Here is a 15391-nt window from a genome sequence, read left to right on the forward strand (position 1 = left end):
CGATACGGTTTCAGAATGGAGTCCGGATGCTGTGCTGCACGATCTTGCTGCTGCTGATGGTTGGTCTGCGCAAAGTCTTCCTCGTAGCCGGTTCGTGGGCGGGGCGGGAGGTCTCGCAGGTTGCCGCGATGCCGCCTGCCGCACGGCGGGTCGTTACGCCGGAGCTGCCGGTGTCAGTGGCGGTCCAGCGATGAGCGCAACGCCGGCCTTGCGGACCGGTCGGTGGGTTCCGGCGCGTCTGTTGCCGCCGTCGCGGCCGCTGCTGTCGCCGGTGACCCGTGGCAAGTTCCGCAGGGTTGCTGCGGTGTACGCCCTTCTGTGGACTGGCGGATTACTGGTCGCAGCCATGGGCAACCATGTGGCCGGCGTCGCGGCCATGGGGTTGCTGTTCCCCGGCGGCGGTCACCTGGCATCGGGTCATGTCGCGCACGCGGCGATGGCGTTGGCCGCATTCGGGCTCGCTGTTCTGGTGTGGTGGATGATTGGTGCGGTCATCGCCCCGATCATCGTATGGCTGGCGTTCCTGCTCGAAGCGGCAGTCACTCATTCTCATGCCCACTTGTCGATCACCTGGATCGCGATCACCGCCGGCCTGGTTCCGGGTGTGGTCGTGGTTGCGTTCGGTGTGCACGTCCTGCGTCACCGCCATCAGGTGGCGATCGCGCGGTCTCTGAACACCGAATTGGCAGATGTCACGTATTTTCAAACCGCGGTGCCGTCGTCTCCCGAACCGCCGGTCGGTGAAGCCTCGGCGGACGACCTGGCGCATCTTCGCTTTGCGCTCGACCTTGCGTTGCAACCGTTGTCGGAGTTCGCCGGTTTTGATCGCCGCGACCAGTTCCGTGAGGCGGCTCTTCGTTATCAGCTCAGCGTCTTGGGCTACGCGCTGTCGATGTACCGCTACACGCGGACCCCGGCGTTTTCCGGGTATCTGGCCGAAGCGCAGGAGAGGTCGATCCTGAAAATGGGGGACAAGCGGGTCTGGGGCTACTGGGCGCTGGAAAATGCCTGGGGACGACTGTCTCTAGGTCGAGATCCGGTCAACAACAACGACAACGTGATGCTGACCGGGTGGCAGGGCGCCGCAGTCGGGATGTACGAGAGTTTCGGCGACAGCAGGTTCTCGCGTCCGGGAGGGCTGACCTACACCTGGTCCGACGGACAGCAGTATCGGCACGACTTTCACGACCTCGCCGAGTCCATCCACCGCAATATGCACCGGTCGGCGTACACACTGTTCTCCTGCGAACCCCGCTGGATCTATCCCGTCTGCAACACTTTTGGAGTCAACACCCTCATCGCCCATGACCGACTACACGGTACGAGCTTTCATGCCGACCTCGACGAGGCCATCGCGCGTGCGTACCAAGACGAGTTCGCGCGCCCGGACGGAAAACTCATCGGTGTTCGTAACGAGAGCCTGGGGCTGTCATGGAACATCTGGGCGAGCGAAGGTGTCAGTCTCCCCACGACCTATTGGATGAACGCCTTTCTGCCAGATCAGGCCCATCGGGCGTGGTGGCTGACGAAACGGGACTCGTTGGAATTCGACGGGGAGCGTTTTCTCCTCCCGCGGACAGCGGCCAACCGATGCGATGCCGGCAATTACTCCTTCGGTAGTGACTCGTTCGCCCAAACCTTTCTCTCGCTGACAGCGCGCGAGATGGGAGACAACGAGATCGCCGACACCGCATTCGCTTACGTCGATGAGAAGGAACACGTCGAATGCCACGCCGGCGTCGCGCGGTATGCAGGATTGTCCACGCAGGGCAACCTGTACTCGCTGCTCTCACGGTTCGCGCGGCCGTCGGCCAATCGCGACTTGATCGGCGCGGGCCTACCCGGCCATTGGCTTTCGGGCCCCCGTCTCGCCAGCGCAGCGTACCCGGACGTTCTCGTCGCCCGCGCCGTCACCGATGGCCGGGCACTGGACCTTGTTCTCTATCCCGGCAATGGCGGCACTCGCGCAACGCTGGTGGTCGATCAACTCCAGCCGCACCGCCGGTATACGGTGCCGGGATCGCTCGAAGCGACAGTCGATGCAGACCACAACGGCTGCGCCCGAATAGATCTAGACATCGAGGGACGCACCGTCGTCCGAATCGAGCCGACCTCATGACACTGCGCCCCGGCTACCTCGTGTCTCGGCAGATCGAAGAAATGGATCCGGTCGCCGATGCCGACGAAATCGCAAGGCTGTCGCTGGTGACCCTGCACGGCAATCCCGCGCTGACCTACGCCCTGTTCACCGTCGCGTTCATGAAACAGGTTGCGGTGCCGACCATGGCTCGAATTCTGCACCGCCGCGGAGGTGGGGACATCATGCAGTTCCCGGCCCAACGCAACGACGACACCCTGCTGTTCTTCGGGCAACTGCTCGATCACGGACCGACTTCCCCGACCGGACGAGCGTGGATCGAGCGACTCAACCAGATTCACGCACATTTCCCGATTCGCAACGACGACTCGCTGTACACGCTCTCGACCCTCGCTCTCGATCCCCACCGGATCACCTCCGACCTCGCGCATTCGCCCTTCACTCCAACAGAATTGGAGGCGCAGTGGCACTTCTGGCGGTCGGTGGCCGAGCTGCAAGGACTCCACGGCGTGCCCGAAACACGCGACGGACTTCAAAGATGGGCATCGTCCTACGAGCAGCGCGAGTTTGCACCGAGTAGTGAAGGTCGCGCCGTCGCGAGATCTCTCATCGACGCCTTTGGGGACCGTGTTCTGCCCGGGTTCCTGCGGAAGCATGCGGATCAGATCATCGCGGCCTTCTGTCCACCGAATCTTCGCGACGTCCACGACTTGCCCCACCCCTCGCGGGCATTGCAACTCGCGACGCGAGTGGCAGTCGCCGGCTATGCGCGGTCCACTCCGATACGTCTGGTCGACCTCGACCGATCCATGGTCGAGACCTTTGGTGTCCGGAAATACGGCGAGCGAAAGCCGTCAGAAGTTGGCTACCGACGGTCGACGCGCGGCAGTTGACGGTAGCGACGGTGCCGTTGCTGCCAGTTGAAGAATGGCCAGCCCCTCGCCGGACAAGATGTTCGGTGAGGCTTGCCGCTGTCGGCAGCCGATTCTTCACTCGCTATGTCGACTTTCGACCGGTCGATTGTCAGAGCCGGCTTCAGAGCTCCGGACCGCCGGGTAGGCCGGCATGGTAGTGCCCGGCGGTCCAACCGCCGTCGACTGCGATTTCAGCGCCGCTCATGTAGCTGGCTTCATCGCTCGCGACAAACGCGGTTACGCGTGCCACCTCTGGCGGTTCGCCGATGCGGCGCAACGGAACCCGGGCGTAAGCGGCATTGAGCGTGTCTCCGGTTTCGCCGGTCGGGTTACCCATCGGTGTGTTGATTCCGCCAGGGTGCACGGAGACCACTCGGATCACCGGTCCCAACTCCAGGGCCTGCGCTTTCGTCAGACCGCGAACCGCCCATTTGCTGGCCACATAAGGACTCATCCCGTTGGTGCCTCGCAAACCGTCCAGCGACGAAATATTGACGACGACACCTGAACCGGATTCCCGCATGGTGGAGGCGACAGTCTTCACCCCCAACATCGAACCCATGATGTTGATCGAGAACAATCGCAGAATCTGTTCGGGAACAACGTCTTCGACGCCGACGAAATATTGGATTCCGGCGTTGTTGACCAGAACATTTACCTTCCCGTGCGACTGCAGAGTATGCGAAAGTGTCCTTTGCCAGTCGGATTCGTTGCTGACGTCCAAGCTGCAGTACGACGCTGCATCACCCATCTCGGCGGCGAGAGTTCGACCCGCATCTTCGGCAACATCGGCGATGACGACCTGGGCGCCCTGTTCGATCATCACCCGGACTGTGGCCGCCCCCATGCCCTGTGCGCCACCGGTGACAATAGCGACTTTTCCTTCTAACCTGTTCACTTCGTGTTCCTTTCACTGTCTGACGGTGAGCGCCCTCGAGCTCGCCGGTACCCAGATGCATGTCGGCCACGTAACTCCGACTCGTCGCGGTATCACCGGTGACATCGATGCGCACATTCCCGATCAAGTGCTGGCTTGGCCCGCATTCGTCGAGGAACCCACGCTGCTGTCGGTGAACATCAACCTGGCTCCCTCACAATCAGAATGTTCCTATCAATTCGATGCGCGGCGGGTGAACTGCAAGTCCTCCGGGTGCGGTTCCCGAAGCATCGTCCAGTAGTCCACGAGACGCCACGGACATGGGACAATGGGACGGCCCTGGCTGTTTCGGTAGTAGCCGGTCGCGTCTTTGCCCGGATGTGCCCACACTGTCTTGTCCAGCGCTTCGTCGACTCGATGGTTGTACTCCGCAAGCGCTTCCGGTTTGACGTCCATTGCTGCATAGCCGTTTTCAACCAGATACTGCAGACATTCGACGATGTAGTGGACGTGCTCTTCGCTGGTGATGTTATGGCCGGCACCGTGATTCGGTGCTGCGTTTGGTCCTGCGGTTACGAACAAGTTGGGAAATCCGTCGATCTGAATGCCCATATAGGCACGGGGATCGTCGCCGTCTTTCCACCTGTCGGCCAACCGTTCTCCATGACGGCCGGTGATGTCGATGTACGAGGCGTACTCCACCTTGAATCCGGTGGCAAGGATGATGACATCTGCGGCTATGAACTCACCATTGCTGAGCGTCATACCGTCCCGGTGTACTTGGCGCGGAGACGTCCGGTGCAGCGAAACATTGTCTCTCTTCAAAGATTCCAGGAATCCAGGGTCTTTGACAATCCTCTTGGAATAGGGCCGGATGTCCGGCGTCAGTTTCTCACGCAGGTCTGGTCGATCCGGGAACGACTGTTCGAGATACGCAAGAGAGACCTGCATGACCAGGTCGTTCTTGGGTGACACCGATAGGTGAGTCGCGGCCCACTCCGGATCGATCCGCGCATTCATGTACAAATTGTCCGAAACGAACCAGTAAGCCCTCAGTCGAAACCAGTTCTGAAAGAACGGGAGATGGCGCATAGCCCACCTCTCGGCCGGTGGCACCTCGTTGACGACGGTCTTTTCCGGCACTATCCAATGGGGACTGCGGACGACGGCAGTCAATTGAGCAACGTCGTCGACGATGTTCGGAATGACCTGCACTGCAGTGCAACCCGTGCCGATTACAACGACGTTTTTGCCCTTGAGGTCGAGCTCTGGATCCCATTCCGCGGTATGGATGACGGTGCCGTCGAACTCAGTGAGTCCCGGGATATCGGGAATGTTCGGGGAGTTGAGAACGCCCAAGGCAGTGACAACTGCGGCAGCCGTATGTGTCTCCGGGGCAGCGTTGGCTGACTGGGTGACGACCGTCCATCGCTGGCAGGATTCATCCCATTGTGCCGACAGCACTCTCGTCGACAGGCGGATGTTCGGTAACAGGTCGTACTTCTCGGCGACCGCGTGCATGTAGTCGAGGTACTCCGGACCCGCGGGGTAGTAGCGGGTCCAGTCCGGATTCAGTTCGAATGAGTATGAGTAGTAGTGGCTGGGGGTGTCGACCGCGGCGCCGGGATAGATATTCCGTGACCACGTGCCACCGATGTCGTCGCGGGCTTCGAATACGGTGTAGCCGAATCCGGCTTCGCCCAGTTTGATCGCCGCATTCAGCCCAACCATCCCCGCGCCAAAGACGATGACGTCGAAGTCGGTGGGGGGTGTTTTGGTGACGGGCACATGACGGCGGTCCAGCTCGAAACCTGCCTGTTCCATCAAGAGGGGGATGAACTCGTCGTCCACCGGGCCGGCCGTGCACAAAGACGCCATCCGCGCGAACAGCTCGGAGTCGGGGACTCCGAGCGTCGCTGACAGATCTGTGGTGAGTACTTGCCTGGCGCGCGCGCGTATCTCGTCGGCGACCTCGGCCGGATACTGTCCAGGGGCCAACGCCGCGGGCCCCGCACCCGCACCGTGTTGGGCCTGCGATCGGGTTGCTTCCTCCTTTAGTGCCGTCTGCGCCTTCGCCAGTTTGTCCTCGAACTCATCGAGCAACGACAGATCGCCGGTTACGTGCACCATCGACATCAACAGCGGGGCGGGCTCGGCTTCATCGATTGCAGACATCAGCGCATCGTGGGTGATCTCCGCGGATGTGGAGACCTCGCTGGGAGTCGTTGTCATCAGGGTCCTTTCGATTGATCACCGCGACGAATCGGATCTGGAATCGCGAGCTGAAACAGCTGACTCGGCACACCGCACGAAGCGGGCCGAGGTTAGAGGTGCACGACCCTGGGCGGGTCGCGTTACTGCCCAGTTGTACGGGTTCGCCGGTTCGCCGGGGGATCCATCTCCCGCTGGACGGGAACGTTAGGACCGCTACTCCGGTGCGGGTTGTCATGCTTCACAGGTATCCGGTGAAACACGGAAAGCGTCCTCGTCGACAGAATCGGAGCGAGCCATGCCATTGTCGCCTGAAGCCCAGCAGATCGTAGATGCGGCCGCGACGCGGTTTCCCGGTGGAATGAGCGCCATGTCGGTGGCAGCCTTGCGCACAGCGCTAGATGTCGGCGCCGTTGTGCCCTCGACAACGATCCATGAGCGCTTTGACCTCCGTGTCCCCAGCGCGAGCGGCGGTGTGCCCGTCCGGGTATATCGACCGTCGTCTGAGGCCGAACTGCCTGTTGTGCAGTGGATGCACAGCGGGGGATTCGTGATCGGAGGCCTCGACCAGAACGACGAGTATCTGCGTCGGCTGTGCAATGCGGCAAATGTGGTGGTCGTTTCGGTCGATTACCGGTTGGCACCGGAACACCCGTATCCGGCTGCGATCGAGGATGTCCGCGCAGTCTGGGAATGGGTCATGACCAGTCCCGTCGAACTCTGTGATCGCGTCAAGTCGATCGCGATCGCCGGCGAAAGTGCCGGGGGCACACTCACGCTGGCGCTGGGGCAGCAGCTAAAGGATGAGAACAGATCTCTGCCGCATGCGCAGATCTGTTTCTACGGAACTGCCGAGACCAGGATATCCAATCCGGACCTTTCGACGAGCCTGCTCAGTCCAGAGGACTGTGAATGGTTCTGGGATCAATACGTGCCCTTGGCAGCGGATCGCAGGAACCCGTACGTCAGCCCCGCCTGCGCTACGGATTTGTCCGGTCTTCCGCCGACACTTGTGGCGACCGCAGAGATCGACGCGACCAGAGACGCAACGGAATACCATGCTCGACGCCTCGAGGCCGCCGGCGTGCAGGTTCAACTGGTGCGGTACGACGGAATGATGCATGGTTTCGCGACCATGCTGACGACCTTGGAACCTGCCGCGAGGTTGTTTGATCGGACGGTGGACTTCCTGCAGCGGAACCTCCACGACCGAGTCTGACCACCCACACCGGCGCAACGGTTCGAGACAGTGTCGAGCAGGTGGTTGGCTTCCATTGAATGGGATGACTTGGTTTCGCACCTCACAGCTGAGCTTATGGTCATCCATGAAGCAAGTGTGACCCACTTCACGACGAAGCGGGCGCCCAAGTTGAAACCGTCTCACGGCGAGTGTCGATCAACGGCGAAAACTGTTGGTGTGTAGGTGATCAACGTTGATGCCCCGTCCGGGTCCTTCGGGGCCCGTTTTCCTCGAAAGGTCTTTCACCATGACCAATGCTGTCGGCGAAACCGTTGCTGCCGCCATCGCAGATGCCAAGGCACGCCTGTTTGAGCCTCGGAAGATCTCGAGCGGGTACTCCTGGCCCGAATGCCCACGGTGGCATAGCAACACCTTCTGGTTCACGGATATGTACACCGGCACAATCAAGAAGCTCGATGCCGATGGGCGGGCGACGGTGGTCATCGACGCCAACGGTCGCGCCGCAAACACCGCTGTACCAATCGTTCTCGGTGGCTTCGGATGGCTCCCCGATGGCAGGCTCATCGTGAACTCGATGCACGAGAAGCTCGTTCTGGTCCATGGAGGTGGCGCACCTGATGATCTGTCTGTCTATGCAGATGTCTCGGAGTTGTCACTCGCGGCCACCAACGACATGGTGGTGGACGCCGACGGCCGCGCCTACATCACCCAACTCGGATTCGACCTCTTCAAGGGCGATGAGCCGGTGGCCTCACCGCTGATAGTCGTGGAGCCGGATGGTTCGGCGACAACGCCGGCTGGTGTGGGGCCGCTCATGTGTGCCAACGGGATTGCCCTGAGCGCAGACGGCACGAAGTTGTACACCGCGGAGGTGATGGCCAACAAGATCACCGTGATAGACCGATCACCTGATGGAACTCTTGGAAATGCAAGAGATTTCGCCTCCTGCCCGTTCCTCCCGGACGGAATCGGACTCGACGACGAGGGTGGGGTGTGGGCGGCCATGCCGGGTAGTGGTCACGTCGTTCGTTTCACCGAGGATGGCATCACCGATGCAATCGAGTTGCCCCTCGCGGAGGGTGTTGCGTCGGCATGCCTCTTGGGTGGACCCGACCGCAGCACGCTGTACATGACCGTGGGGGTCGAGGTCTACGACTTCGAGAAGTCTGCACGTGAAGCGCAAGGAACCATCTGGGTGGCCGACGTCAGGAATCGCGGCGGCGATACCCGTCCCTGAATTCAATCTCCAACGGCAGAAAGTCAAGGAAATCAGCATGGAAACATTGGACTTTGCGCAGAGAGTTGTGATCGTCACCGGAGCGGGCCGAGGCATCGGCCGGGCGCACGCACTACTGCTGGCATCACGCGGTGCATCGGTGGTCGTCGGAGACCTCGGTGCCTGCACTGACGGCTCGGGTACCGATGGTGACGATCCGGCAGCTGAGGTGGTCGCAGAGATCATCGCGGCCGGTGGCAGAGCAGTGGGGTGCACGGGCGACGTCTCTACCGATGAGGGCGCATCCGAACTCGTGCAAACCGCGATCTCGTCGTTCGGGCATCTCGACGCGGTCATCAACAACGCCGGAATCGTACGCACCGCAGCCTTTCGGGACGTCCCCGACACGGAGTACCAGCGCCACCTCGACGTCCACTACTTCGGGACGTTGCGCGTGTGCCGCGCAGCCTGGCCGTATCTGGAGGCGTCGGGGTCAGGGCGGGTGGTCAACACGATCTCGCAGGCGATGTTGGGCAACCCGGGAATGGCCCACTACGGCGGATCCAAGGGCGCCGTGTTCGGATTGACCCGCAACCTGGCGATCGAGGGATACGAAGCGGGCATCCGGGTGAATGCGATTGCACCCGGCGCAGGCACCCGTATGGCCGAGGCCTCCGCTGACACGTTGTCACCGGAGATCATGGAGTACATGCGGACGGCTCTGCTGCCGGAACACGTTGCACCGGTGGCGGCTTATCTCGCCCACGCCTCGTGTGAGGTGACCGGGGAGGTCTTCAACGTGGCCGGAGGAACCGTCAATCGTCTTGCGCTGCTGAACACCGTGGGCATTCACGAACCGGGACTGACGGTCGAGACGGTTGCCGAGAGGATCGACCAGATCATGGCCATCACTCCCGACGCCGTGCCCCAAATCGTCATTCCGGCGCAGTTGCCGGTGTCCTGATTCATTTTCCAGCCTGATCGGAGTCACCCATGAGCACAACGGAAGCCACCGCCCCACAGACTGAATATCCATTCGGACCGGTCACCCCGGATGACGCGGTCGATCGGTATCGTGCGATCGCAGCCGATCGGCCGATGACCAAGATGACCATGCCCATCGGAGGTGACGTCTGGGTGCTTCACCGCAACAATGCCGCCCGAAAGATGCTCAGTGACCCCCGCTTTGTGCGCGAACCGTTCCGGACCGGCGAACGTCAGATCCCTTACTTCGTGGAGTTTCCCGACTTTCTGAAGAGCACCATCCAATTCGAGGATCCGCCGCATCACACCAAATTGCGCAAGCTCGTCCAGCGGGCGATCTCACCCAAGCGTGTGAAGGCGATGCGCGACTCGGCCGTCGAGTTCGCAAATCAACTGATCGACGAGATGGTCGCCAAGGGTGCGGCAGCTAATCTCGTCGCGGATTATGCAGTGGCGCTTCCCATCCAGATGATTTGCAATCTGCTCGGGGTGCCGCCGGAGGATCGGGCAAAATTTCAGAAGTGGAGTTCGTCGACCCTCGCCACGGCGAACATGCCCGAAGAAGAGGTCACCGCGAACATGACCGAGTTGGTCGTGTACATGATGGCATTGATCGACGAGCGCCGGCGCGAGCCCCGTGAGGATCTCTTGAGCGACCTCGCCAACGCTCGGGACAAGGACGACAGCCTCACCGACGGCGAGATCTTGCCGATCGCGCTGATCCTCATCATCGCGGGATTCGACAACACGGCCAACTTCATCTGCGCCGGAGCGCTTTCCTTGCTGCGCAATCCCGACCAGTTGGCGATTTTCCTGGAAGATCCGGACGGTGTCGCGCCGACAGCGGTCGAGGAAGTCCTTCGTCACGGACGCATGGCGCTGGGGGAGACGGTCACCGGTGGAGGTGGTCTCGTGCCGTTCGTCGCCACCGAGGACGTCGAGATCGACGGCATGGTGATCGCGAAAGGTGAAGCGGTTCTGGTCGACCCGGCTGCGGTCAACCACGACGGCATCTCGTTCGAGCATGACGAGAAGTTCGACATCCAGCGCAGCCACAACCCGCACCTGACCCTGAGCTACGGGCTGCATCATTGCCTGGGCGCGCCACTGGCACGTATGGAGATGCAGGTAGGGCTGGCAGAACTGTTCAAACGTCTGCCGGGTCTCGAGCTCTCCGGTGATGCGGTCATCGATCAGGACAACCTGACGCTTCCGATCACCGACATGCCGGTGACCTGGTAGGAGAGCTGATGCCCAAAGTGTTTTACGTCGAGCCGGATGGCTCCGAGCGGGTCATCGACGGCGTGGTGGGTGACTCGGTGATGTCGACCGCAGTCCGAAATGGTGTGCGTGGCATTGTCGGCCAATGCGGTGGCACACTGTCCTGCGCCACCTGTCACGTGTATCTCGCAGCCGACGATCAACAATATTTCGGGGGACCCGGCGAAGACGAGGAAGACATGCTCGAGTGCACCGCGGCCGATCGCGAGGACACATCACGGCTGTCGTGCCAGCTCAAGCTTCTTGAGGGCACCGATATCCACGTGACGATTCCCGACGAGCAGGTCTGAGAGCGTGCCCGACACACATCCTGGTGAGGGTTTTTCTGCGAATGATGTTGTGGTGGTGGGTGCGTCACACGCAGCAGTGCATTTCGCCGACCGTCTTCGAGCAGGCGGCCACGACGGAGCGATCACGCTGGTGTCGCAGGAGTCTCACCTGCCTTACCAGCGCCCACCGCTGTCGAAGTCCTGGTTGAAAGGCGAGGCCACCGAGGAGAGCATTGTCCTGCGTAGTGCGGATTACTACGCGGACAACAATATTGAGCTCATCACCTCCTGCCGGGTGCATCGCATAGCTCGCACCCGCAGCGGTGGGGTGATGCTCGCTATGCGGTACGCGGACGGAAGAGCGACCGAACGCAAGTTCGGCCGTCTCGTACTCGCCACGGGTGCCGGTGCCCGTCGGCTGGCGCTGACCGGCGCCGATCATCCGGATGTTGTCGTTCTTCGAGACCTCGATGACGCCCGCCACCTGGCCGAGCGTATTCCGGCTGGACCGCTGGTGGTTATCGGTGGTGGCTTCGTCGGACTCGAGGTCGCCGCGACGATGCAAGCTCTCGGGGCCGATGTGACCGTCGTGGAGGTGGGCCCTCGCTTGATGGGACGTGCGGTTGGCGCCGGGACCGCCGAATTCATGCGGCAAGCGCACCGCGACATGGGCGTTCACGTGTTACTCGGCGCCCAACCCACCGAGATCTTGACCGGGCCAGACGGCATCCATGCGGTGCGCTTGTCCGACGGCACTGAACTTCCGGCGTCCACGGTACTCGTCGGAATCGGTGCCGTACCGCGCACTGAACTCGCCACTCAACTCGGCCTGGTCTGCGACAACGGCATCGTCGTCGACGAGCGATGTCTGACCTCCGACGGTTCTACCCTGGCGATCGGGGACTGCACGATGCAGATTTCCTCCGACGGAACCCGGACCCGGCTGGAGTCGGTGGACAATGCGATCGAGCAGGCCAACGCAGCGGCGATGACGGTGCTCGCCGCCGCCGGGCACCCCCGACCGGCACCGTGGTTCTGGTCTGATCAGGGGGACTGGAAGATCCAGATGGTGGGCACTGCGATGGGGCACACCTCGGTGGTCACCCGTACAGACCCGGCGAAGCCGCGACGATTGGTCACCTTGTATTTCACCGGCGATTCGTTGACCGGAGCCGAGTGTGTGAACGCGCCCGCCGATTTTGTTGCCCTGCGCTCGGCGTTGAGCCGGGGACACCACCCGACGCGGGAAGTGCTGGCGGACAGCACGATACCGCTGAAGACGCTCTTGACCGCCGCGAACAGCTAAGCAACGTCCGGTGCACTGAGCTGCCGAAAACGGGCGGCGACGATCGCGCCGACCTCGCTCACAGCGTGTCGGGCACGCGCGACGCTCGCGGTCTGCATCGCGAAGCCGTGACCAACGCCCGGGTAGCGCAGTAGTGCGGTCGGCACGCTCGCTTCGCGTAGGCGGTGACCGTAGTCCTCGACCCCATCGCGCAGTGGATCGCCGTGGCCCACAGCGATGACTGCCTGGGGTAGTCCCGTCAGGGATGTCGCCGTTGCCGGAACTCCGTAACAGTCGTCCTCGGCCGGATTGTCGCCGAGGTACAGGTTCTTCATCCAATCGATGTCCTTGGCGCTGAGAAAGGGACTGTCACCGAATTGGTGCATGGAGGGGCGATCGGTGCGCCGTTCGACACCGGGGTAGAACAGGACCTGCTGAAAGACGTCTGGTCCTCCCGCGTCCCGGCTGCGTAGCGCGGTCGCGGCGGCGAGTCCGCCGCCGGCGCTGTCGCCGCCGACACCGATGCGGCGCGCGTCGACACCCCATTGTTTCGATGTGTCGTGCAACCAGGCCAAGGCGGCAAAGGCTTCGTCGTTGGCCACCGGATACGTATGCTCGGGCGCGAGCCGGTAGTCCACATTCACCAGCACTGCCGCGGTCGCGTCGGCGACCTCGCGGGCGAGCCGGTCGAATGAGTCGAGCGATCCCATGATCATGCCTCCGCCGTGGTACCAGACCAGTGCCGGAGCGTGCGTCTGCGGGGCCGACCAGGGGTGATAGACCCGGACCGGCAGTAGGCCGTGGGGCCCATCGATGGTGGCGTTGTCGACAGTTCGCATCGGCGGTCCTGGCGGTCTGACGATGGATTCCAGTGTTTGCCGGGCGGCGACGACGCCCACGACGTGCATCGGCCGCGACCCTGCCTCACGCATGCGGCGGACGATCGCCGCGACGTCGGGATCCCAAACGCCTTGATCCGGGTCGTCGGTGTTCGGCAAATCGGTGGTGTGCGCGCTCATGGGGGTCCTGTTCAGAGTTCGGGCCGGGCTGAGCCGGTGGGTGTGGACCCGGTCGCCCGGAGCATGTTCCCGGTGCTGGCCTCGCCGCCTCGGCGATGTTCGTTCATCAGCTCGATGAGTCGCTCGTTGTCGTGCTTTGCCAGCGCCTCGATCATCTCGTCGTGCTCGGCCACCACGCGGCGGCGAACCTCGGGATCGTAAAGGTAGGCAGCGTGATACGGCATGGCCATCGTCCACAGTCTGCGCAACTCGGCGATGACGAGATTGAGCGGTGACTGCTCGAAAATTGTGAAATGAAATGCCTGATTCTGTAGGCGCATATCCAAGATGTCGCCTCGATCGGCGGCCTCGGTGACCTTGTCGCCTTGCGTACGGATATGGGTGAGCGTGGCGTCGTCGAGTTGTCCGATGGTCGCGATGACCTCGCGTTCGAGGGCCGCTCGCATGAGGTAGATCTGATCAAAATCGGTCTGCTGCAGCCTCGCGACGGTATATCCGACGTTATGGACATGCTGCACAAGGCCTTCTGCGCTGAGTTGACGCAGTGCTTCGCGAATCGGGAGGCGGCTGACACCGAGGCGCTCGGCCATCTCCTCCTGACGGATCGGTTGGCCGGGCAGCAATTCGCCGGTGACGATCAACTTCTCGAGGGCGTCGACCACACGCTGTGCGGCCCGAGTGACTTCTTTTCGCTCAGACATGACGGGTTGGCGGTGTCAATCGATACAACAGAACGTCTCCGGTCGGTGAGGGTTGTGCGCGATCATCCGAAGATACCCGCCGATCGGAGCTCGGCGAGATGGTCCGGGGTGTAACCCATCGCGGTGAGGATGTCATCGGTGTCTGCGCCGAGAGGTCTCGCCGGCCGAGGAGAACGATGTGGTGACCTGCTCAGCGAGATCGGAACGCCCACGCCCCGGAATTCCTCGGTGTCGACGAACAGGCCTCGATGCGTCACCTGAGGTGACCGTAGTGCCTCGTCGACGGTGTTGACGGGGCTGGCCGCGACCCCCGCAACCTCCAATCGGGACGCCAGCTCGCTACGGTCGTGGCGGGCGATTCGCGCAGCCAACAGCTCCACGAGGGCATCCCGGTTGGCGTGCCGTTGGCCGTTGTTCTGGAATCGGGGATCGGTTGCCAGTTCGGGGATTCCGAGCACCTCGGTCAAGGCTTGGAACTGGCGGTTGTTGGCCGCGCTCACGAATAGGTCCCCGTCCTTTGCGCGAAAGACCTGGTAGGGCACCACAGTGGGATGGAAGTCCCCGGTGCGCCGCGGGATGTTTCCGCTCTCGGCCCAGTTCGCTGCATGTGGATGCAAAAGTGAGATGACCGAGTCGAGCAATGTCATATCGACGAGTTGACCGAGCCCGCTGCGCTGACGTTCGAGCATTGCGAGCAGAATTCCGCTCACCGCCAGGTTTGCGGCGACGATATCTACGATCGGTACTCCGACTCGGAGCGGACCACCGTCGGCGTAACCGTTGACACTCATCAGGCCACCGAACGACTGGAGTACGGCGTCATATCCGGGTAGCCCACCCATCGGTCCGTCGACACCGAAACCGGTGATCCGACAGTAGATCAGCGCCGGGTTCGCCTGGGCGAGCACAGTTTCGTAGTCGAATCCCCACCGGGCCATGGTGCCGGCCTTGAAGTTTTCCACGATGACATCGGCGCCGGCGAGCAGATGGCCGAGCAGTTCGCGACCCTCGTCGGTGCTCAGGTCGACGCAGATGTTCTCCTTGCTGTGGTTGAGGCTTGCGTAGTAGGCGCTGCTGGTGTTCGAGTCCACGAAAGGTGGCCCCCATCCGCGTGTCTCGTCACCGGTCGGCGCTTCGACTTTGATCACCTCGGCGCCGTGGTCGGCAAGTGTTTGCGCGGTGTAGGGGCCGGCCAGGACCCGGCTCAGGTCCAATACGCGGACGCCACTGAGGACACCGTTGTCCTCATGCGAATCTGCGGTCCGCCAGGCGGATCTGCCGCAGACCGCGGGGCATTCGACAGCAGTCTCGGTGTTGCCTGACATCTTCGTGGTG

The 15391-nt window shown here is 62.3% G+C and carries 14 protein-coding genes and 1 pseudogene; 9 read left to right on the forward strand and 6 right to left on the reverse strand.

Annotated features, from left to right (window positions below; genetic code table 11):
- Positions 1-26: 26 nt before the first annotated feature.
- From AC56PL_RS20830 to AC56PL_RS20840, 3 genes are read left to right on the forward strand one after another with little or no spacing between them, the layout of a single operon-like run.
- Positions 27-194, forward strand: a complete 168-nt coding sequence (locus tag AC56PL_RS20830; protein WP_495518180.1) for a hypothetical protein — start codon at positions 27-29, stop codon at positions 192-194.
- A complete protein-coding gene (locus tag AC56PL_RS20835) occupies positions 191-2119 on the forward strand; it encodes a linalool dehydratase/isomerase domain-containing protein (RefSeq protein ID WP_497155039.1) in 1929 nt (642 codons plus the stop codon). Before AC56PL_RS20830 ends, AC56PL_RS20835 begins: the two co-directional genes overlap by 4 nt.
- Positions 2116-2991, forward strand: coding sequence for an oxygenase MpaB family protein (locus AC56PL_RS20840; protein WP_497155040.1), 876 nt, complete (start codon positions 2116-2118; stop codon positions 2989-2991). The genes AC56PL_RS20835 and AC56PL_RS20840 overlap by 4 nt, the downstream gene beginning before the upstream one ends.
- A gap of 142 nt (positions 2992-3133) precedes the next feature.
- On the opposite strand, the gene AC56PL_RS20845 is transcribed toward AC56PL_RS20840, so the two are convergent.
- The 3 genes and pseudogenes from AC56PL_RS20845 to AC56PL_RS20855 form a co-directional block, all read right to left on the reverse strand.
- On the reverse strand, positions 3134-3910 hold the full coding sequence (locus AC56PL_RS20845; RefSeq protein ID WP_497155041.1) for a glucose 1-dehydrogenase: 777 nt from the start codon (positions 3908-3910) through the stop codon (positions 3134-3136).
- Positions 3911-3920: 10 nt separating this feature from the next.
- Positions 3921-4073, reverse strand: a pseudogene (locus tag AC56PL_RS20850) (nuclear transport factor 2 family protein); the annotation flags it as partial.
- 50 nt (positions 4074-4123) lie between these two features.
- Positions 4124-6121: an NAD(P)-binding domain-containing protein gene (locus AC56PL_RS20855; RefSeq protein ID WP_495518176.1), complete on the reverse strand. Its 1998-nt coding sequence runs from the start codon at positions 6119-6121 to the stop codon at positions 4124-4126.
- Positions 6122-6398: 277 nt separating this feature from the next.
- Here AC56PL_RS20855 and AC56PL_RS20860 point away from each other — a divergent pair, with 277 nt between their 5' ends.
- The 6 genes from AC56PL_RS20860 (at position 6399) to AC56PL_RS20885 (ending at position 12357) form a co-directional block, all read left to right on the forward strand.
- Positions 6399-7319 (forward strand): alpha/beta hydrolase fold domain-containing protein, encoded by a 921-nt coding sequence (locus tag AC56PL_RS20860; protein WP_495518175.1) that lies wholly within the window; start codon positions 6399-6401, stop codon positions 7317-7319.
- 268 nt (positions 7320-7587) lie between these two features.
- Positions 7588-8538: an SMP-30/gluconolactonase/LRE family protein gene (locus AC56PL_RS20865; protein ID WP_495518174.1), complete on the forward strand. Its 951-nt coding sequence runs from the start codon at positions 7588-7590 to the stop codon at positions 8536-8538.
- 37 nt (positions 8539-8575) lie between these two features.
- Positions 8576-9481: an SDR family NAD(P)-dependent oxidoreductase gene (locus AC56PL_RS20870; protein WP_495518173.1), complete on the forward strand. Its 906-nt coding sequence runs from the start codon at positions 8576-8578 to the stop codon at positions 9479-9481.
- 29 nt (positions 9482-9510) lie between these two features.
- Entirely contained in the window at positions 9511-10743 is a 1233-nt protein-coding gene (locus AC56PL_RS20875; RefSeq protein ID WP_497155042.1) for a cytochrome P450, read from the forward strand.
- An 8-nt stretch (positions 10744-10751) separates the two neighbouring features.
- Positions 10752-11072, forward strand: a complete 321-nt coding sequence (locus AC56PL_RS20880) for a 2Fe-2S iron-sulfur cluster-binding protein (protein WP_497155043.1) — start codon at positions 10752-10754, stop codon at positions 11070-11072.
- 55 nt (positions 11073-11127) lie between these two features.
- Positions 11128-12357, forward strand: a complete 1230-nt coding sequence (locus tag AC56PL_RS20885) for an NAD(P)/FAD-dependent oxidoreductase (protein ID WP_497155044.1) — start codon at positions 11128-11130, stop codon at positions 12355-12357.
- Here AC56PL_RS20885 and AC56PL_RS20890 read toward each other — a convergent pair.
- From AC56PL_RS20890 to AC56PL_RS20900, 3 genes are all read right to left on the reverse strand, one after another.
- Positions 12354-13355 (reverse strand): alpha/beta hydrolase, encoded by a 1002-nt coding sequence (locus AC56PL_RS20890; RefSeq protein ID WP_497155045.1) that lies wholly within the window; start codon positions 13353-13355, stop codon positions 12354-12356. The genes AC56PL_RS20885 and AC56PL_RS20890 overlap by 4 nt on opposite strands.
- An 11-nt stretch (positions 13356-13366) precedes the next feature.
- The gene (locus tag AC56PL_RS20895) at positions 13367-14056 is read right to left on the reverse strand and encodes a GntR family transcriptional regulator (protein ID WP_497155046.1); all 690 of its coding nucleotides are present in this window, start codon (positions 14054-14056) and stop codon (positions 13367-13369) included.
- A gap of 62 nt (positions 14057-14118) precedes the next feature.
- Positions 14119-15381: a CaiB/BaiF CoA transferase family protein gene (locus AC56PL_RS20900; RefSeq protein ID WP_497155303.1), complete on the reverse strand. Its 1263-nt coding sequence runs from the start codon at positions 15379-15381 to the stop codon at positions 14119-14121.
- Between the last annotated feature and the right edge of the window lie 10 nt (positions 15382-15391).

The organism is Williamsia sp. Y721 (genome assembly GCF_059683565.1).